Raw genomic sequence first — 20,497 nt, 5'->3', positions numbered from 1 at the left:
TTTTGTGTGATCAAACAACATCAAATGAAAAGAATCATTGTAATACTGCTTGCGTTGGCCGTCCCGTTTGCCGGTCAAACCCAGGATGTTTTAAACAAATTCAAAGACAAAGTAAAAAACCGTGCAGAGCAGCGTACGGACCAGGCCATGGACAAGGTCATCGACCAAGCGGAAGCAGCAATTCAAGAAAAACCGGAAGCCACAGACCGCGTTCATAACGACAAAAAAGAAGCCGCAGCGGTTCGCCCGGATAGTGAGCCCGGTATCGCCTTCAGAAGTTATTCAACCTACGATTTTGTGCGGGGTGAAAATGTGCGGTATGCGGAAGATTTTTCACAGGATGTAATTGGAGAATTTCCCATACAATGGGCCACTAATAACCGGGGCGAAACCGTTACCATTGAAGGATTACCCAATAAATGGATGCGGATGTTTATTGGTGCGTTTGTATCGGCCGAAATCAAAAAGCTGCCAGAGAACTTTACGGTTGAATTTGATATGCTGCTGACCTATGTCAATAATGATGAGCCGGATTTCGGGGCCGGTTTTCCCCGGTTCGAATGGCAGTTACTGCAACTGGCGCCCGGCGCAGAAAGCGCCCGCCTGTATGCACAAGGTGGCAATGAAGTGAGCAAACTGAGTTTAATTGTGCAACCTGCTTATGAAGACCGTTCCTCTATTTATATACAGAGCTACAACGAAGGTGCTATGTACTTTGAAGGAGGCAATAAAGCGCTGAAAAAATTCAGCAACAATTACCGGAAGCCTTTTCACGTGGCCATTTGGGTGCAAAAGCAACGGCTGCGCTGCTGGGTCAATGAGGAAAAAATATATGACATACCGCAGGCGATTGCCCCCCGGGCCGCCTTCAATCATCTTGGCTTTCTGATGTCTGATAACAGCCAGGAGGAAAATACAGGCGTATATGTGTCAAATATAAGAGTTGCAGAGGGTTCACCCGACATGCGCAGCAAACTCATCACAGAGGGAAAGCTGGTAACCAGCGGTATTTTATTCGACACCGGGTCCGATAAAATAAAGCCCGAAAGTGCCGCTGTATTAAAGGAAATTGCATCCATACTTCACGAAAATGCTGCTTTACATGTAAAGATCAATGGCTATACCGACAGTGATGGCGACGATGTAAAAAACCTGGAGCTCTCTAAACGCCGTGCCGCTGCAGTAAAAAATGCCCTTACGAATGCGTATAAAATAACCGCATCAAGAATGGAAACCGGTGGCTTTGGTGAAGCGCAACCGGTTGCCGACAATACAACGCGGGAAGGGAGGGCCCAAAACCGGCGCGTGGAGTTTATTAAGCTGTAAGCCCATTCACCACAAAAAACAATCAGTTAAAGTGAAACATACGCATTTATTCTATTGCCGGTTTTCCCCGGTACCGCTTCCATCATTGCTTCCCAAAAAAATGGATAACGTTACCACGTCCCCGTATTGTTTTCATACATCAGGAATCATTTAACCTTAAATTGTCTCGTTCATGCCTATCATTCAATTCAAAAGTTGCCTCCTTGCCATTATTCTTTTCACCGTCATTTCCTGCAAAAAAAATGATACCATGGAACCACCGGAAATGAATACTTCAAGCATCCGCCCGGTGGGAGAACCGGTTTCCGATGGAGTAATCGGGCTCATCGGGCCCAACGGCGGAGTGCTGCAAAGCGAAGACGGCCGTTTGGAGGTGGAATTTCCTGCCGGCGCCGTTACCGAAGAAACAGAAATCGGTATCGAACCTTTAAAAAATACAGCCCTCAGTGGTATTGGGTTCAGTTATCGCCTTACGCCTCATGGAAAAACTTTTCAAAAAAAAGTAACCCTGCGCTTTCATTATAAAACCGATGAACGCCGGATCGCCGGCAATGAGGCACTGGAAATCGCTTATCAGAACGACAAGGGTATTTGGACCTGCATCGGAAATAGCAAAAACGATAAAATCAATAAAACGATCAATGTACAAACCAGTCATTTTAGCGACTGGGCGCTGGTTACATCTATGGAGTTATCACCAGTTGTAAAAACAGTTGGTCCGGGTGAATCGATTTCTCTAAAAGCATTGCAATATGTTTTCCCTGCCAGCAAAGACGACTTTCTTGTGCCGCTGATGCTTCCTGAAGCCGGCACCGGTGAGCCCCTGGGACTGCAAAAAGAATATATCAAAAAATGGACTTTAGATGGGCCGGGAAAACTGACAGGCACGGGAAACACAGCGGTGTATACCGCGCCTTCCACCCCGCCGCCCAATAAAACCGCTACTATTACGCTTGAGCTCAATGTGCAGGGAAAACAGGTATTGCTTATCAGCACTATTTATATTATTACAGAGGGCATTGAGATTAGTATTGATGGCGGGGCCTGGAAAACATATCCGGGTATCGCTACGAGCGTTCCGGAAACGGATATATACAGTTTGGCAAACCTGCGTATTTCTGCGGGCGAGCCGCAGATCACTTTTATGTGGCCAAAAAAGAAAGGAGTAAAACCGGATGGCATTTATCCGTGGTCGATGCTGGGTGAAACAGAAAATCACGTAATCTTTGAATACACCGAGCCCGATTTTCAGAAAATGTATGTTTCCGTTTTTAATGACGGGCTGCAAACCCGCGATAGCGGAGGCTTTTTTTCAGTGGATGAAAAAGAAGAAGCCGGTCAAAAATTCTTCACAGGTATGTTTGGCATTGATCAGGCCGGGCTGATTGACAATGCCACCGGCGACCAAATAAAAGTAAGTTCCATCATGGGCCTGTTTAAAGTACGGTACAGCGAGGTTAAAAACCGGTAAATTTTTAAAATGGTACAAATACATAAAAAGCATTTTACAATTGAGCCGGGGAAATTAACTTTGCAACAATTTTAAAAGGATCCCGTTTAATGATTAGGATACGCATTGCCATTATTGCCTGCTTTACTCTTTTCTTTTTTTCACTATCGGCACAGGATGCAGAAGAAACAAAGATACTGGCTGCCAGAGACGACTCGGCCAAAATAAAAAAACTGGCCGATTATGCGCACAGCTTTGTTGATTCCGACAGGAAGAAAGCAACCAGGCTGTATGATGAGCTGATGCGACTTAGCAAAAAATTAAACGATCCTTACTGGGTGGGTATGGTGTGGTACAACCGGGGATATATAAACGCTAAAGCGGCAAATGACTCAGACGCTATCAGGCATTTCGACTCGGCGGTAGTTTATCTGAAACAGACTGACCGGATCGATATGCTGGCGTATGCACATATGAATATTGGTTCCATTGCGGAGCGGCTTGGCAACACAAATGAAAAGATCAGCCGGATCACAGAGGTGATACGCCTGCTACAAAACACAAAATCTCAGCGCCTGCTGTCAAACGCCTATAGTTCCATGGGGGTACTGTTCTTTAACCTCGACGAATTTGATAAAGGATTATCCTATTTTCAACAGGCAGCGGCAATAGCAAAAGCAAATAAGGATACCGCTGTAATGGTTGAAGCCTTATTTGGGATGGCAAATTGCTTGTCGTCGCAAAAGAAATTCAATACAGCTTTATCCCAGGCAAATGAAGCAGTTCGTATTGCCGCTTTACGTGGCCAGGACTATAGCTTATCTGTAGCGCATACCAGCCTGGCGGAAGTATACCGTAAATGGGAAAAGCCCGGTTTAAGTATTGCACATGCAAAAAAGGCATTGGAATTCGCCACTGCAGCTAACGATGTACAGTACCAGTTAATTGGCATGCTTGGCCTGGCAGACGGCTACCGTCTTGCAAAAGATTACCCACAAAGCATCCGGTACTACAGCCAGGCTTTGCGGCTGGGCAGGGAAAAAGCTGCAGTAATACAGTTGGATGATATTTACAAAGGTTTGTCGGAGGACTATGAACAATTGAACGATGATGGCAAAGCACTGGAGTATTATAAAAAATTTATTATTTACCGCGACAGTGCCAGCAATGTAAAAATAAAAAGGAATGCCACCGAGCTGGAACTAAAATACCAGACGACCCAAAAAGAGAAAATCCTGTCCCAAAACAAATTGCTGTTAGCACAAAAGGACCTGCAACTTCAAAAGAACCGGAATTATATATATTACAGTTTGGCAGCCCTGGTTGGAGCCCTGCTGATTGCAGCCATTCTTTACCTGCAATCCCGGTATAAAAAAATGTCGCATGCCAGGGCGCTGCAATCCATTCAGCAGCAAAAAGAGTTACAATTATTGCAAGCCCTTATGCAGGGAGAAGAGAAAGAACGCAATCGTATTGCAAAAGACCTGCACGATGGAGTGGCCGGTATGCTGGCCGCCGTAAAAATGCACTTTAGCAGTACGGTGCTTGCCGGGGAACTTTCAAAAGACGAAAGCTACCTGCAGGGAATGAGGCTGCTGAATGAAGCAACAGAGGAAATTCGTAAAACCTCACATAACCTGATGCCCGAAGTATTATTGCAGCATGGCCTCGACATTGCTTTGAACCGCTATTGCAACAGCATTAATAACAGCAGGGGATTGCAAATTCAATACGACTCATGGGGCGCAATAGACCGCTTTTCGGATAGCTTTGAATTATCGGTTTATCGTATTGTACAGGAATTGCTGAATAATATCATTAAACATTCAAAAGCCAAACAGGCAATGGTGCAATTAACACAGCAGAACGGGCTCCTGTCAATTTCTATCGAAGACGATGGGGTTGGATTTGAAAAAGAAGCGCATGCATCGGATGGAATGGGGCTGAAAAGCCTGCAGCGCCGCATAGAAGCAATGAATGGGAAAATTGAAATGCAGGGATCGGGGGAAGCCGGTGTGGTTGCCTACCTCGAATTTGAGGTATCCCATCTAAAAAGAGAAATAACAATAGCATGAACAAGATCAGTGTAGCAATTATCGATGACCATGAAGTGGTCATCAATGGACTGAGGACGATGCTCGCAGGCTGCCCGAACCTGCAGATTGACGGTACAGCACAAAACGGCAACGAGCTGATGGACCTTTTGCAGGGTACTATCCCGGATGTGCTGCTGATGGATATTCAAATGCCCGGTATTAATGGCATTGATTTGTGCAAACAGGTATTACGGCTGCATGCACGCATAAAGATCATCGCCTTTAGCAGCTTTGATGACAGCAATTATGTAAAACAGATCTTTCGTAGCGGCGCTAAAGGGTATTTGCTGAAAAATGCTGACAGGCAGACCATCGAAAAAGCGATTGAAGCAGTTATGAACGATGAGGAGTTTATGGATGAAACGATCAAAAAGATCCTGTTACAGGAGTCCATTACCGGCCAGCGCCGCTCTATTTATGAAATACCACTCACCAAAAGAGAAAAGGAAGTTTTAAAGCGGATAGCAGAAGGCCTGTCAAACCAGGAGATCGCGGATACGTTATTCATTAGCCTCAGAACCGTGGAAACCCATCGGCTCAATATCAACCAAAAGCTGGGAGTAAAAAATACAGCGGGGCTGGTAAAAGAAGCAATCAAAAGGGGGCTGAATGAATAAGCCTCCAGGTAGCCTAACAGACTGAATAAAAAAGGATGGCACATGAATTTCCTTTTTAGCCCGGACTCCATATCTGTTACCGCTCCAGTGTGGCAGAAACCGCCCCGTTTAATTTTTTGATAACTGGTCCCTGATACCTCCCATATCAAGCACTTCCCATTCTTCTGCTATTTTTTGATTTTTGAGACGGAAGAAAAACATTTGTCTAAATGTGATTGTCTTTTTCCCCGGCGGAAAGCCAAAAAATTCCTTATTGGCCGTTCCGGTCACCCATGTATTTACAGCCACCAGGTCGCCTTCTTCGATCATATTATCGATTGAATACTGTATATCGGGAATTGCGCTGAAAACAAATTGTAACATCTTAAAATGAGCGCTGTCGGCTGCGCGGTGAGCCGGCCCGCCATCCGGCGCATGCCAGACATAACCCACAGCAACCGCCGGTTTTAGTTTGGAGAGATCGTGCTTGTTGATGACTTCGGAAAAGTATAGCTGAATTGCCTTTTTATTGGAAGACATGTGTAACGGTGCCTGGGCGTACAAAAAAGCCGGAAAGCCCAGGAGCATCACAGCGACAACAGCCAGTTTTTGGCAAATGGTAGCAGTTTCGGATTGCATCGCTTTAAAATTTAACCTGACCAGATAAATATACAAAATAAATCAACTACCGGTCACGCATTAGCGTTGCTCCCGTAAAAGCAAAAGACGAAAACCCCGGGGCACCACTCTTCCGGTAAGAACCGGGGAAAAATGGTCTATTCTAAAACAATACGTCCCTTCCGAACCACTACATCCCTGATGGTAAGGCGCGCTCCCCTGTGGTTCGGGCTATGATAGGAGATTTTCAGTTTCCCTTCCCTTGTATGAAATAACATACCATGACCGCCATCATCCGCATTCAGGGTTGTAGCAGATTGCACCCAGGGACCGGTTATGTTGCCGGAAGCGGCATATGCCACCCCCATTGCATATTTTCCGCTCTTATCAAAACTGGACCAAAGCAGGGCCAGCCTGCCATTTTTCATCCGGTAAATAAAGGGCGCATCCGTAATCACGCCTTCCTTGTTCCATTCTTTAGCATAGATGGCTTTTGTCCAGGGAGCGGCGCTGGCTTTAAAAAGTAATTGCGGTGCTCCAATGGTCGTTTTCAGATCACTGCTCAACTGCTGGGCATACATTTCTCCGTCTGAAACCTCTAACCATTCCCTGCTGAATAACAGCCAGGGCTTTTGCGCTTTGTCTATATATAAGGACGCATCCAGGCACATCCAGTGCTTTGGGGTTACGGGTGCATTTACCAGCGGAACAAAGCCTTTATCCGGGTCATCCGAAACCAGCACCGATGTGCCCCGCATTTTATCGGTGCCGGAGAAGGTAACAAAAAGATAGTACTTCCCCTTGTAAAAATAACAATCCGGCGCCCAGAAATCCTGTTTGCCCCAAAAGTTTTCTGAAGCCGTAAACACATTTCCAAGCGCTTCCCAATGCTGCAGATCCTTACTGCGCCAGGCCTTTATTCCGTGCTTGTTATTGGCATAGGTATAATACCAATCGGTTTTACGATCATAAAAAACAAAGGGATCCCGCAGCTGCAGGCGTTCTGATACAGCCTGTGCTGCAGCAGGCTTCGTTTGCCCTTTCTTCATACCGCTGCATCCGGCAAACATACCCGTCATTCCCAAAATTAAAAGCCAGCTCCTGTATTTCATTTTTTGTTTGCTTCCTGTTTTATGATATAAATCCTGTCGTTTTCTTCCTGAACCGGATAAATCCTGGGCCTGGAAACACCGGTATTGGGCGCATGATAGGCAATGTACTGCCGGCCATTCAGCCCCTTAAAAGTCATCGCATGCCCGCCGTCATCATCATTTAACGGATCCGGCAATTGCTTCCACGGACCTGCAATCGTACCGCTTTCAGACGTTGCAAGCCCAATGGCATAGTTGCCCTTTTTATCATAGCTGGACCATAACATCTGCAGCTTGCCGCTGTTATTTTTAAAAACGTAAGGAGCGTCCGTAACATAGCCCTTTGTACTTCCAGACTGTATGGGTGCCACCCAGTTTGCCGATGAAGCATTAAAAAGCAGCACAGGACTCCCGCTTCCCGTTTTTAAATCATCTGCCAGGGGCATGGCGTACACCAGTCCGTCTGTTACTTCCAGCCACTCCCTGCAGAATACCATCCATGGGTTACCCGTTTCGTCAACAAACAGACTGCCATCTAAACTGGCCCAATTCTGCGGCGTTACTGCCCGGTTTTCCAACACACTGTAAGGACCCGCCGGTTTATCGGCCGTCAATACAGAAGTGCCCCTTTTTGTTCCCGGTGCGGAAAATGTAGCAAAAATGTAATATTTATTTTTAAAATTATACAGATCCGGGGCCCAGAAATCCTGTTTTCCCCAAAAATCATTCGCCGCAGTAAAGGCATATCCCTCATCTTTCCAGTTCTTCAGGTCGGGACTGCTGTACATTCTGAAATGCGGCTTATTATTAAAGGTCAGATAATATTTTTTAGCAACCGTATCCACAAACACAAACGGGTCTCTCCCTTCCAGCTGTTCAAAGGCTACCGGGTATTCCACTTTTACAGGATCAATCACACTTACCGGGTTTTCACCCCACTTTTTTTTACAGGCCGTCAGCAGCAGGCCCGATAGACAAATAATATACAGGAATCGCATATGCGCTACTTTTTTGCTTTTAAAAACTTCATTTAATACCCTGGATTTTGCTTCAGGTTGGGGTTTTCTATCATTGCCGCCTGCGGTATAGGAAACAGCAGGTTCTTTTCAGAAAAATTAAAGGCATGTTTTCTACCTTCTTCCACATACCGGCCCATCCGTATCAGGTCTTCCCGTCGCTTTCCTTCATACCAAAATTCCCAGCCCCGCTCCTTCAGAATCTGTTCCCGCAGTGTAGCTGTACCGGAAAAATCAGCCAGGCGCAATGCATTGGGAAAATCGCCGCCCAGTTGCTTCTCCATAGCCGTCACCTTGAAATCATCTACCCATAATGTGTAATCGGAGCCGGACCCACCCAGCGCCAGCATTACGTTTGCATTGCTGCCGGTGCGGGAAGATTCGGTTGTTTCCACTTCAATTGTTGTGGGCTGGTTGGCTTCCAGCGTGATGGTTTTTATATAGTCGAATCCATTTTCGAACCGGAGATCGAAGCTGATCTTTTTTGTGGATAACACTTTAAAACTGGCCTTATAGGTTCGCCCCGCTTCATAGTTAAAACTTTCATTACGTACCTGCAGCGCCCAAAAGGCACTACCGGAATTTTTTACATCAATTTTTAGTGCATTGCCGCTCCCCAGTTTACCGGTATTATCAATCGCATATTCCCAGGAAGCCGCATCATCATACCTGTTCATGCTGAAGATACCGGCCTTCGCTCCATTCAAAGGATTATTAAAGGATTCTTCCAGCACTGTCTGTGCCGGCAGTACCCCGGCAGCATATCCGAATGCCCGCGCCCGGATCTGGTTGATCAGATCAATACTTTCCTGGTTCGGCCCGTTGAGCTCATTTAACGCCTCCGCTTTGAATAATAATACTTCAGCATAGCGATCCAGCACTTTGTCATTACCCGCCCATATACCAAAGGCTTTTGGGTCGATACCATATTTTAACGGCAGTGCCCCAATATCCGTATTGCGCATATTTACCAGCTGGTTTGATTTGTTGGTATACTGTGCCCAGGCAAGTTTTTTGCGCAGGTCCGATTCATTAAATGAGTTATAAAATTCCCAGGGCATCCGGTGCCCGTTCCATCCATCAAGCGAATTTCCATAAGGTGATTGGAAATCACCCGGGATAATATTCACGTATGTGTGGTTTCCATATGAATCCAGCGCCTCCCCTGTAACCACAAAGATCAGCTCGCGGTTCTTTTTATTGTCTACAGAAAATATTTTTTCATAACCGGACTCAAGACGGTAATAATTCAATCCAATGATTTCATTGGCGATTCCAATGGCCTCTTTCCACATTTTCCTGCGCATGTACAATTTCAACATATAATGAAGTGCCGCGCCTTTTGTTATTTTCCCATATGCAGCCTGTTCTACCGGAAGATCGTTGGCTGCCGCCCGTAACTCGCCCAGTATAAATTGCTCCACTTCTGCTGCCGGTGGCCGCTGTGGTTTATAATCCGGATCGGGAGCCAGGGCCCGTTTATAGTCGGTTATCAGCGGTAAAGGACCATAGAACCGGTAAAGATCGTATACAAAAAATGCTCTAAGCGCCCGCACTTCCGCCGTTACTACTTTCTTTGCCGCTGCTGCTACAGGCGACTCCTCCATTTTTGCCAGCGTATACGTAGCCCGGGTCACCGCCGGGTTTAACCAATTGTAAAACCCTACGGTCATTGCTTCATTAACGATCCAGTTCCCGTTCAGGAAATTGGACCATGCCCATTTGGTCGTCCACTCATCTGTTGCTACTTCATCCATCACAAAGGAACTGCCATCGCAAAACAGGTAAGGCCCCCAGCCGCCCAGCCGCAGTTCATGATAGAGCGCTGTTGCTGCAGCATTAAGATCGGCCTGGGTTCTAAAAAAATTGCCCGTATTAATTGTGCCCGGCAACTCCGGATCGAGTCGCCTTTCGCAGGAACCCAGCAGGACTACTAATAAAACAGATAGCATTATATTTTTCATCATACATTAAAATTTAAAGGTTAAACCTGCGTAAAATGTTTTTTGAGCCGGATAAGCGGCACGGCTGTTTTCGGCTTCCGGATCAAAGCCGGTATACTTTGTTATGGTAAACAAATTCTGTGCGCCCACTGTAATTTTTAACTGCTGCATGCCCCAACGTTGCAACAGCCCCTTAGGTAATGCGTATCCCAATGAAACCGTTTTTAATCTTAAATAGGAACCATCCTGCCAATAGGGACTACCATAAGAAGCGTAACTATTCACTTCACCGCTGGGCATTGTTGTGCTGGGATTGGTGGAGGTCCACCGGTCCTTTACCTCGCTCAGGAAATTAAAATTGTCCCGGAAACGTTGTGTGCCATAACTTCCATATACGCCATGTTCAATATAGGTGGTCGGCCATTTTAAACCGCCTACCGAAGCGTACAGGAAAAACAGGATTTCAAAATTCCGGTACTCGAGTATATTGTTCAGGCCTGATGTAAACTTAGGGGCCCTTGTTCCCATATACACCACGTCTGCCTGGTTAATCACCCCATCCGGCATCCCCGTAAGTTTCCCATTTTCATCCAGCCCGTTTATATCCTTAAATTTTTGTTGCCCGGGCAAAAGAGAAGGCATCACAGGGGTTGCTTCTCCGTATTGTTTAATACCATCCGGAATCAGCGCATATACAGCCGTTAAGGGATCTTTTGCCCCCTGGTAAGGCTGCAGCATCACTTTAGGATCCCGCTCTTTCCAGTAGTCTCTGTAAGCCGTAAATGTTGCAATGGAAGTCCAGCGGAGCGGACCGGTAAGGTTTACGGTATTCAGGCTAAACTCTATCCCCTTGCCCCGGGTACTGCCAATATTCCAGGGTACAGAACCCACAACAGAGCTTTGGGGTAAGGCCCGATAGCTCAGCAGGTCCCTGATGTTTTTGATGTAAAAATCGACGTTGCCGGTGATCCGGTTCTTTAAAAAGCCAAAATCAAGCCCCAGGTTCATCTCTGTGGTGGTTTCCCATTTTAAATTGGGGTTTCCCAGCTTAGCCAGGTTAACGCCCTGGCTAAGGTTGCCATTAAAGTAATAGTTCCTTCCGCCAAAAATATAATACTCCGATGCCGCATCGTTCGGAATGTTTTCATTCCCTACCTGCCCCAGGCTGGCTCTTAATTTCAGATCAGAAACAGCACGGGCATTCTTCAGAAAATCTTCGCCCGATAAACGCCATGCCAGTGCCAGCGATGGAAAGAACGCATAGCGGTTATTGGCACCAAAACGGTCGCTGCCATCTATACGGCCGGAAGCCATGATGATGTATTTGTCTTCAAGGGCATATTGCAGACGTGAAAAATAGGATACCAATACATGCCGGTCCCTGTAGGATGATACAAACGGCCGCTGAGATCCTGCCTGGATAAGATCATATGATAATGCATCGGTTGTAAAGTTCTGCGCCCTGGCACCGGAGCCCTCCCCGTTGTAGTTCTGGTAGGAATAGCCTACAACACCATCCAGCTTATGTTGTGTTCCAAATTGCTTACTCAGGTTCAGGGTCATATCCCCTACGTAATCGGCCCGCTCTGCCCGGTTAATATCTGCCTCACCATTTACCTGGCTGCCATAGCGGCTGGTTACCGGGTAATAACTTTTGCGTACACTGTTCCGGACATCCGCTCCATAAGATAATTTGAACCAGATATCTTTATTTTCCGTCAGGTAAAAATTGGTAAAAGCATTTCCAAGAAAGCGGTAGGCCTTGGTGTTATCATCAATATCCAGGTAAGATAACGGATGCGCTAAAAGCGGTTGCTTTGGATCTTCGATCCATTTTCCGGTAAGGGAGTCCCGCATGGCGGCAATTAACGGGCTGTAGTTTAATGCAGATTCAATGATGCCGGCACTTTCATCCCGTTCATTCCCCAGCTGTGAGTTTAGGTACTTTGTTGATGCTGCGGTAATAGAAACTCCGTAGTCCCACCATTTTTTTATCTTCTGGTCAAAATTAAACCGGGCTGTAAACCGCTCCAGGCCGGTCTTTTTTATTACACCTTGCTGGTTAAAATAATTCAGCGAAAAGAACATTTTTGTCACCTCGTTTCCCTGCGCTATACTAAGATTATACTGGTCAATACGCCCCGTTTGTGTGATCAGCTTATACCAGTCTGTACCATCTCCTGTTTCATTCATCAGCGCATCCGGATTGGGTGGTACAAATGGCGGCACTATTGAAGGGTTGATACCCCCATAAGGCGGCAATTGATTTTGCTGCAGGTACGCTTCATAGGCATACCGGTTTTGCTCAGTGAGGAATTCTTTAGCCGTCAGCAATTTCGGGCGGCGTGCAATGGTTTGAAAGGAGGTATTTAAAGCACCTTCCACCTGGGATCCGGTCTTTGCCCGCTTGGTGGTAATCAGGATTACCCCGTTGCTTCCGCGCGCGCCGTAAATAGAAGTAGCCGCCGCATCTTTAAGGATCTGGATCGACGCAATGTCATTGGGGTTAATATCATTTAATGCGCCCCGTCCCCCGTTATTGTACTTATTGCCGCTGCCGGGTTCTACCGGATCATAAATAACAGGAAAGCCATCAATGACCACCAGCGGGCCATTCCCAGCAGCCGCGGAAGTAGCCCCGCGTATCAATACAGAAACACCTCCGCCGGGTTCATTTGCATTTGTTACCGTAACACCGGCGGCCTGCCCCTGGAGGAGGTTATCAACGGAAGGCTGTGAGGTTTTATCCAGCAACTCTGGTTTTATCGAAACAATCGCCGCATTTACATCTTTTCTTTTCTGGGTTCCATAACCGATAACAATCACCTCGTTCATATCGGTTGTTTGCAGCTTTAATTTTACCAGCAAAGAAATATTTGAATGGGTCCTGATCTTATACCCCGTCATTTTTTCCTCCTGGTACCCGCTATTGGTAACGGTAAAGGAATAAGCATCCCCTGAAGGGATGTTCTTCAGTTCAAAATAACCCGACGAATCGGTAACCGTTCCTGCACTAAATGCGGTTGTGGTATTGGTTACCACAACGGAGGCACCTGCTACAGACCGGCCTTCCTCATCACGAACCTGCCCTTTGATTACGTTAGAGGTTTGGGCAAACAAGCCGTTTACCATAAACAGGGCCAGTAACATCAACAGGATGCTCGTTCCTTTACGGAGCCAAAGACAATAATACATAGTTCAATTTTAAATTAGACAAGCGACCGGGTCAATTTCCGAAGCCGTTATATAGAGGATACGTATGAAAGGAGCCCAACCCTACCTCAGCCGGTGTTTTTTTTTGAATTATTTTTTTATGCTAAATCCATCCTGCTCTTTGGTGAGTTTTAAACCATTGAGCCGGGTCAGGTCTGTAAGAATACGTTCCAGCGTATCCCGCTGGTCAATGCGTCCAATAAAGGTGAGATTATACAGATCTGCTGTATCATATTTGATGCGAACATTATAAATGCGCTCCAGCTGTTCAAACACATCGCCCAAAGGCTGGTTATTAAACATATACCAATGGGTGCCGCTTTGAGGTTTGGGAGCCGCCTTTTCCGGTGCAGCCGTTTTGCTTTTTATAGCCGTTTTGCCGGGTTCAGCCGGCCGGATCAGCTGTTGTGCATAGGAATGCCTGGAAAAATAGTAAACATCGCCCGGCTGCAGTATGTAACTTCCGGGGAACAGCTGTTTGGTAACGCAGTGGGTTTTTAACCGCCCGGAGTGCAATTGCACCATTACAACCGAATCAGACGGGTTTGCTTTTATGGAAAACCGGGTTCCCAATACCTCCGATTGAATTTCCGCCGCAACCACTATAAAACGATGCTGCGGACTATGGACCACCGAAAAAAAGGCACCGCCCTTCAAACGCGCCCTTCTTTCGCCGGATGGCGTTATTTCAAATGCAAGATCGCTGGCGGGCGCTAAATGCACTACAGAACTATCCGAAAGCACCAGTGCCATGGAATCGGCTCCGTTATTTGAAAAAACCTGGTGCGGGTACGGCCCCGGTTTCTTTTTATTTAAAAAATAGAAGCCTGCTGCCAGCACCATCACTGCAGCGGCAGCCGGTAACCAGCGAAGAATTCTTTTTAATGTGCTTTTAGATGTACCGGGTCTTAAATAAGATAAGGGCGGAAGCGCTTTTTCCCCGGCAACCGTCGTATCAGCAGCCATGTATTGCTGCCATTCCTCTTCGCTAAACAGGGAGGCCATAACCTCGGGATGCTCCCGCAAATAGCGTACAACCGCTTCACTTTCCTCAGGACTGAGAGGACCTTCAAAAAACCGCTTAATTAACTCCCGAGACACCATGCTATATATAATTACGTTTTAAAATGGGAAGACCCTATGGTTATTTTAAAAATATTGTTTCCAAAACCAGGAGTATGAACAAAAGAGTCTTCCTTAATTCTTTAAGCGCCAGTGTTATATGCTTTTCAACCGTTTTAACGGACACAGAAAGAACATACGCAATTTCTTTATTAGACAATCCTTCTAACCGGCTTAATGTAAATATTTCACGCCGTACCGGTGGCATGGCCGCAAGACTTTTATGAAAAACAGCATTGATTTCCTTCAGGCGGATCTGGTCCCAGCATTCGCCGGGAGGCGGCTGCTCGGCAACCTTTTGCAATGTTCCCAGCAAGTTATTCTGTTTTCGTATTTCATCAATAAGTGTGGTTTTTGTGATCTGGAATAGCTGGGCTTCCAGTGGCAGGTCTTCTTTTATGGCCGCCCTGTTTTTCCATAATTTCTCAAAACTGATCTGGGCCACTTCTTCAGCAAGATAACGGGACCGGGTTTTACTATAGATATACCCTTCCAGCTTATGCAGGTAGGCCCTATAAACCCGGCTAAAAACAGCTGCGTCTCCTTCTTTTATCTTTTTGAGTTCATTCACCAACCGTCCAATTTGAAAGCAATGGTTTGAAGTCGTCTAAGATATAGAAAATATAAGATCCGGAACGGATTGAAAAACAATATCGGGGAAACGCCTTCCGTCTTTACAAAAGTTGTATGTATTACAGTAAAAAGAAGGCTGGCAATAATGTTTAGGGAACCCGGCTCCTGAACAGGTTTTTAACGGTATTCCGCAGGCTGCTTATTGCCGGAGGATCACGCTCCCCGGCCCTCTTTGGCCAACCGTTCTATGATCGCTTTTACGGCCACTGCACGGATCTTTTTCCAGTTCCGTTTACCGTTTGACAGGCGGAGCACATCCGGCGTTGTATGTGTAATAAACAGTGTTGCCTGGTCCGGGTCGCCTGCCTTCAGCGGCACATAAAGCACCGCTATAGCGCCATTAAACCCGGCTGTTGTATCTACCCGCCCCTCCGGCGTAAGCCGGCCATAAAGCGGTTTGGCCGTATAATGCCCGCGAAGCTCATTGTCGATTTTGAGATCATGAAAATCATTGCGATGCAAGGGGTAGCGGAAGTAATAGCCAATCCGGCGTGTTTTTCTTAATGCATCCAGGTCCAGATCATCAATCATAAGGCCTCCGATTTTTTTAACGGTCCTGCAATGGATCGCATTATCGTATATCCGGTGCAGACCATTTCATGTTGTTTGAAGCAACCGGCATAAAAGCAACGATAAAAAGCCCTCCGGCGGTATCCTCAGGTGCGCCCCCGTTTTATGATCACACTCCAAATTGTTTCAAATGGTGATCACAATGCTTATAAATGAACTGCCCTAACTGCTCCCGGGTCATTTTCCCAAAAAACCAATGCCGGAAAATTTCTTCTTGAAATGCGCTATACCGTTCTATCAGGGCTTTCCATTTTGATTTTTCGATCTCCAAATCGTTAATGGTATCGGTTACTTTAAACGCCGGCGAAGTAGGCGCATTGCTTCTGATGGTTGAATATTCATCTTTCAAAATTGCTTTAATGGCCACCCTTCCAAAGATACGTCCAATAAATGACCGGCCAACTTTTACATTACCATAGTAATATTCTTCGCAAAGCGCGCAATGCCTTACCATTTGTGCAACGGTCATTTTTCCCCATTGTGGCCGGCTGTTTTCTGTAAGCGCATCCATTCTATTGATGACCTCATGCCTTGTTTGGCTATCGAATATTGATTTCATAAATACAGCGTTTAAGTATTTTTTTTATAAGACCTCAACGATCAGAAACCGGTTGCCATCCGGATCACGAAATGAAAATTGAGGCGGCGTGGGATCTTCAATAACCTTTTGAGCAGCAAACAGGCCCAACCGGCCTGTGCCCCGTCTTCCTATTTCTTTGTCTACCATATCAACACCATTTTCCTTCAGCATTTTAAAAGTGGCTTCAATATCATTTGTTGAAAAAGCACAGCAGGTCCGGTCATCCGCCGTACCGGTTCCCTCTTCATCCGACACCAGTGCAATATTTATAACTGAGTTTGGCGGAGCCACTTCAATCCAGCGTTTTCCACCGGCATAAACGGCTTCTACCCGTTTCTCAAAGCCTAACTTCCTTGTGTAAAATTCCAGGGCATCGTCCTGGTTGGCCACGGGAACAAATACAGTGCCCACCTGCTGTATCTGTCCGGTCTTTAACGGTTCTTCCATCCGGATGATATTTACGATTAAGAAAGTATTTTAGCGCTAAATTACGCAGCTATTAAACACCATACAAACCGCAAATACGACATACTACAAGGTCGATTGCGGCATTTTTTTTAAAACGGCAGCCTACCGCTCCTTCAGAAAGCCCAAAAATCCGTCGAAAAAAAAGCAGTGTTTAAAGATAAAATACCCTAACCGGCCGAATCCGTTTTGCCATTTACCGGCTCCCTGACGGATGCCCTATAATTTTATCGCCATTCATTGAATTAATTTTTTTTAGTTATGTCTAACCGCAATTGGTCAAAGGCGCTTATATGCGCACTCCTGCTCTTATCCGCTGCTTATACGGATGCCCAGCCTGCTCTTTGGAAAAAGCTGGTAAATGAAGATTTCGGAACCGGAACCGCCGATCCGAGCACGACTCCTGCCGCGCTTATTGCGCCGGGCACTACCAGCTATACGCCGCAAACGACCCGCTCCACACTGGCTGATGGACGTTACGCCGTTGCCCTGAACACCAGCGGCTATGGCTATTTTGGTTATCCAACCTCCACGTTGAATAACCTGTGGCAGACTGGAGGCGACCATACCGGATCCGGCTATATGATGATGATCAACGCCAACCCGGCCAAACAGGGAGAAGCAAACGGTGCTTATTACCTGTACAGCTCTTCCGCCTTTGATATTCCCGGGGCCTATTACCGGATCAGTTTCTGGGCAGCTAATCTTATGGACTATACCACAGGAACAAAGTACCCCGGCGTTTTTAAAGATGGCTATATCGGGCTATCGGTAAGGAATACACCCAATAATACCGGCACCATCTATAATACCACGGGCGCGCCCCAAACATGGGTGCTGCCCAGGGCCACCGCGAATAACGGTCTGCCCTGGCAGCAGCAAAACGTAAATTTTATCCTGCCCGCAAGTTATAATGCACCGGCACTGTATTTCAATTTCTTTAATTCCGACAACAATGCCTCCACCTTTGGCAATGACCTGGCTATTGATGATATTCTTATAGAAATGGGAGTGGTTACGGTAAGCGGAAAAATTTTCAACGACGTTAACGGTAACAAAATACAGGACACTGGTGAGCCCGGCATAAACGGAACCGCACCGGTCATGTATGCCTACCTTACAAAGAGCAACGGCACCATTATTTCCAAAACGCCCATCGCTGCAGACGGCACCTATACATTTACGGGCAATAACGGGGTGCCTTATACCACCGTTGATATCGGTATGAAGATCACGTATTCCACTGCGGATATTGCCGTGGGCGGTACCATTAACACCCCCACCCCGCCGGCCGGGTATGCCATCATTGGCGAAAATGTGAACGGGGCCACACAGGCTTCAGCAGGGCCCGACGATGGTATCATTACCCTGGGCATTACGAATACAGATATGTCTAACCTCAATTTTGCGATTGAGCAGGCTCCGGAAAGCTATGATGTAACCAAAAATATTACCGGCGCCCCGGTAGCCGGTGTACCGGTTTCACTGGCAGACGCACCGTTGAAAGGCAGTGACCCTATCGTGCAGCCAACAACCATTAACTGGACCGGCAAACCGCTGTATATATCCACGCTGCCTACAAACGGCTTCAACCTTATATATAACGGGCATACCATCACCGCAGCCGATGTTGCCGGCAACGGATACCTGATCCCGAACTATGATCCATCAAAGCTTGTAATGATGGCTACTGCCGCCACCCCCGGGGGTACCAATAAAAGCACATTTACCTATGCTGTGGTGGATATCGCCGGTATTAAAGATCCCACGCCGGCTACCTTTACACTGCAGTACAGCCAGGCGCTTCCGGTGGTATTTGGAAAACTGAGCGCAACCATTTCGGGGAATCAGCTCTCCGTATCCTGGTCTACATTAATGGAAAAAAACAATGATCATTTTGTGATCGAAGTATCAAAAGACGGGCAGCATTTCACGGCAATCGGCCAGGTAGCGTCAACGGTCAATGGCAACTCGGACCAGGAGACGCATTATTCCTATACCATCAGTATGGCCGGTACCCAGGCATTGGGGATCTCGTTCCTTGCATTTAGCATGGCGCTGCTGCTCTTCCGCCGCCGTAACTGCAGACTGCAGCTGATGGTATTGGTGATGGGCCTGGGCCTGGCCATGCCTTCCTGTAAAAAAGAAGGCCCGGCCATTGACCAGGCGGGCAATGCCCCGTTATTTGTGCGCATTCAACAGGTGAATAAAGATGGCAGCGTTGCCTATTCCCCGGTAGTAAAGGCGGTTACCGAATAACGCTTTAGCGGACGTGATCATGAACCGGCATCAACATGATCTTTATGGGGTGTACCTACGGCACCCCCTATGATCTTCGGCCGTAACCCGGCTACCAATAGATTGTTCCGAGGGAACAAAACGGGTGAAATGTTTTTGGGCCCGTCATGCTTTGTATTGGGATATTGTTTATGAATGCCTTTGTCCCTTTTTAGAACCCTATATTAAAACAGCTCACCTGCTGCATACCGGCTACTCAGCGAAATGCCATAATGATCATTTTGACCGCGGATCATTATGAAAGGGCGTTTCGCAGTCACATATAGCGGCCGGTCAATGGTCATTGATGCCGTGCGTGCACGAGGTATGCCGGCTTAAGAAAAAGAAAAACCGTTGCGTGAAAGAACGCTGCTGAGCCGCTGAAACACCGAAGGGTCTAATCTGCATTGCCCCTGGCGCAACCTATCGTGTGCACACATTTCGGGAGCTTGTGCAGAAGTAATTTTTCTGTAGTCGTTGCTAAAGTACCCGAAGGGTATAATGTGCATGGCTCCCAGCGTCAGCTGGGGGCAACGGGTCGGTAGCGCGCGGCCCCGGCAGGGGTCGAATATGATGAAGGCAGATTGGACTTGCCAGTTCCGGAACATTAAACGTACGACCCCGTTTGGGCCGCGTGTTTTACGTATTCGTGCCCCCCGACTTTCAGCCGGGAGTTATTCACATTGTAGCCCTTCAGACTACGTATGTCTTATTTTGGTAAGTGTCTTCTGTTAAGTTGACGGCTATGGAGGCATCACAAACCACGATTCATTTTAATAAAATTGATTCCGGTTCATTATAAAACACTGATAACAGCCGGTTTTAATAGACAGGAATATTGTTGTCTTTTCAAGACCTCACAAATCATCCTGATAACCCGGAAAATGCCATTGCCGCGCCCGTTGCTCCCTTGCGTCGCCGCGTGAAATAGAAAAAGCCCCGGTAAAGAATTACCCGGGCTGGATTGCTTGCTTATGTGTTGACGTTACATCCTTTTTATAATGAACCGGCACCAAAATGATCTTTATGGGGTGTACCTACGGCACACCCGATGATCTTCGGCCGTAACCTGGCTACCAGTAGATTGTTCCGATGGAACAAAACAGGTGAAATGTTTTTTTAGCCCGTCACGCTTTGTATTGGGATATTGTTCATGAATGCCATAGAACCATATAGAACAACTCCCCTGCTGCTTACCAGCTACTCAGCGAAATGCCATAATGATCATTTTGACCGAGGTTCATTATGGATCGTTATTGCCCTCCGGCATGACAGCAGATCTGCTATTCAACCCCGTTCAACTCGCCCATGCCCGCATATCTGCCATCCGATGGAACAAAACAGGTGAAATGTTTTTGAGCCCGTCACGCTTTGTATTGGGATATTGTTTATGAATGCCATAGAACCCTATATCAGAATAACTCACCTGCTGCGTACCGGCTACTCAGCGAAATGCCAATGATCATTTTGAACGCGGTTCATTATAAATCGTTATTGCCCG

Annotated in this window: 15 protein-coding genes; 5 read left to right on the top strand and 10 right to left on the bottom strand. The window is 46.7% G+C overall.

From position 1 onward, the window contains the following. Window positions 1–24 precede the first annotated feature (24 nt). The 4 genes from Q1V85_RS13880 to Q1V85_RS13865 all read left to right on the top strand — a co-directional run bounded on the left by Q1V85_RS13880 (window position 25) and on the right by Q1V85_RS13865 (window position 5,489). Window positions 25–1,326, top strand: coding sequence for an OmpA family protein (locus Q1V85_RS13880; RefSeq protein ID WP_300600904.1), 1,302 nt, complete (start codon window positions 25–27; stop codon window positions 1,324–1,326). 250 nt (window positions 1,327–1,576) lie between these two features. After that, complete coding sequence (locus Q1V85_RS13875; RefSeq protein ID WP_300600902.1) at window positions 1,577–2,797, top strand: hypothetical protein; 1,221 nt, start codon at window positions 1,577–1,579, stop codon at window positions 2,795–2,797. 89 nt (window positions 2,798–2,886) lie between these two features. Next, window positions 2,887–4,851: a tetratricopeptide repeat protein gene (locus tag Q1V85_RS13870; protein WP_300600901.1), complete on the top strand. Its 1,965-nt coding sequence runs from the start codon at window positions 2,887–2,889 to the stop codon at window positions 4,849–4,851. Further along, complete coding sequence (locus Q1V85_RS13865) at window positions 4,848–5,489, top strand: response regulator transcription factor (protein ID WP_300600899.1); 642 nt, start codon at window positions 4,848–4,850, stop codon at window positions 5,487–5,489. Before Q1V85_RS13870 ends, Q1V85_RS13865 begins: the two co-directional genes overlap by 4 nt. 108 nt (window positions 5,490–5,597) lie before the next feature. Here the strand turns inward: Q1V85_RS13865 and Q1V85_RS13860 are convergent, their stop codons facing one another. From Q1V85_RS13860 to Q1V85_RS13815, 10 genes are all read right to left on the bottom strand, one after another. Then, window positions 5,598–6,107 (bottom strand): ester cyclase, encoded by a 510-nt coding sequence (locus tag Q1V85_RS13860; RefSeq protein ID WP_300600898.1) that lies wholly within the window; start codon window positions 6,105–6,107, stop codon window positions 5,598–5,600. A 137-nt stretch (window positions 6,108–6,244) separates the two neighbouring features. Continuing rightward, the gene (locus tag Q1V85_RS13855) at window positions 6,245–7,198 is read right to left on the bottom strand and encodes a glycoside hydrolase family 43 protein (RefSeq protein ID WP_300600896.1); all 954 of its coding nucleotides are present in this window, start codon (window positions 7,196–7,198) and stop codon (window positions 6,245–6,247) included. Further along, window positions 7,195–8,175, bottom strand: coding sequence for a glycoside hydrolase family 43 protein (locus tag Q1V85_RS13850; RefSeq protein WP_300600894.1), 981 nt, complete (start codon window positions 8,173–8,175; stop codon window positions 7,195–7,197). Before Q1V85_RS13850 ends, Q1V85_RS13855 begins: the two co-directional genes overlap by 4 nt. Before the next feature lie 32 nt (window positions 8,176–8,207). Further along, the gene (locus Q1V85_RS13845) at window positions 8,208–10,160 is read right to left on the bottom strand and encodes a RagB/SusD family nutrient uptake outer membrane protein (RefSeq protein WP_300600892.1); all 1,953 of its coding nucleotides are present in this window, start codon (window positions 10,158–10,160) and stop codon (window positions 8,208–8,210) included. Between the two features lie 3 nt (window positions 10,161–10,163). Further along, window positions 10,164–13,331, bottom strand: a complete 3,168-nt coding sequence (locus Q1V85_RS13840) for a TonB-dependent receptor (protein ID WP_300600890.1) — start codon at window positions 13,329–13,331, stop codon at window positions 10,164–10,166. Between the two features lie 108 nt (window positions 13,332–13,439). After that, entirely contained in the window at window positions 13,440–14,453 is a 1,014-nt protein-coding gene (locus Q1V85_RS13835; RefSeq protein WP_300600888.1) for a FecR domain-containing protein, read from the bottom strand. A 40-nt stretch (window positions 14,454–14,493) separates the two neighbouring features. Continuing rightward, the gene (locus Q1V85_RS13830) at window positions 14,494–15,042 is read right to left on the bottom strand and encodes a sigma-70 family RNA polymerase sigma factor (protein ID WP_300600887.1); all 549 of its coding nucleotides are present in this window, start codon (window positions 15,040–15,042) and stop codon (window positions 14,494–14,496) included. A 215-nt stretch (window positions 15,043–15,257) separates the two neighbouring features. After that, window positions 15,258–15,635, bottom strand: coding sequence for a hypothetical protein (locus tag Q1V85_RS13825; protein ID WP_300600885.1), 378 nt, complete (start codon window positions 15,633–15,635; stop codon window positions 15,258–15,260). A gap of 148 nt (window positions 15,636–15,783) precedes the next feature. Further along, a complete protein-coding gene (locus Q1V85_RS13820) occupies window positions 15,784–16,233 on the bottom strand; it encodes a DUF1569 domain-containing protein (RefSeq protein ID WP_300600883.1) in 450 nt (149 codons plus the stop codon). A 24-nt stretch (window positions 16,234–16,257) separates the two neighbouring features. Further along, window positions 16,258–16,701, bottom strand: a complete 444-nt coding sequence (locus Q1V85_RS13815) for a VOC family protein (RefSeq protein ID WP_300600882.1) — start codon at window positions 16,699–16,701, stop codon at window positions 16,258–16,260. Window positions 16,702–16,980: 279 nt separating this feature from the next. On the opposite strand from Q1V85_RS13815, the gene Q1V85_RS13810 reads away from it, so the two are divergent. Beyond that, complete coding sequence (locus Q1V85_RS13810) at window positions 16,981–18,978, top strand: hypothetical protein (RefSeq protein ID WP_300600880.1); 1,998 nt, start codon at window positions 16,981–16,983, stop codon at window positions 18,976–18,978. The last annotated feature ends 1,519 nt before the right edge of the window (window positions 18,979–20,497 follow it).

Origin of the sequence: Niabella sp. (genome assembly GCF_030150205.1) — a bacterium.
GTDB lineage: Bacteria > Bacteroidota > Bacteroidia > Chitinophagales > Chitinophagaceae > Niabella.
The sequence above is the reverse complement of the archived record's forward strand: the minus strand, read 5'-3'. Positions and strand labels throughout refer to the sequence as shown.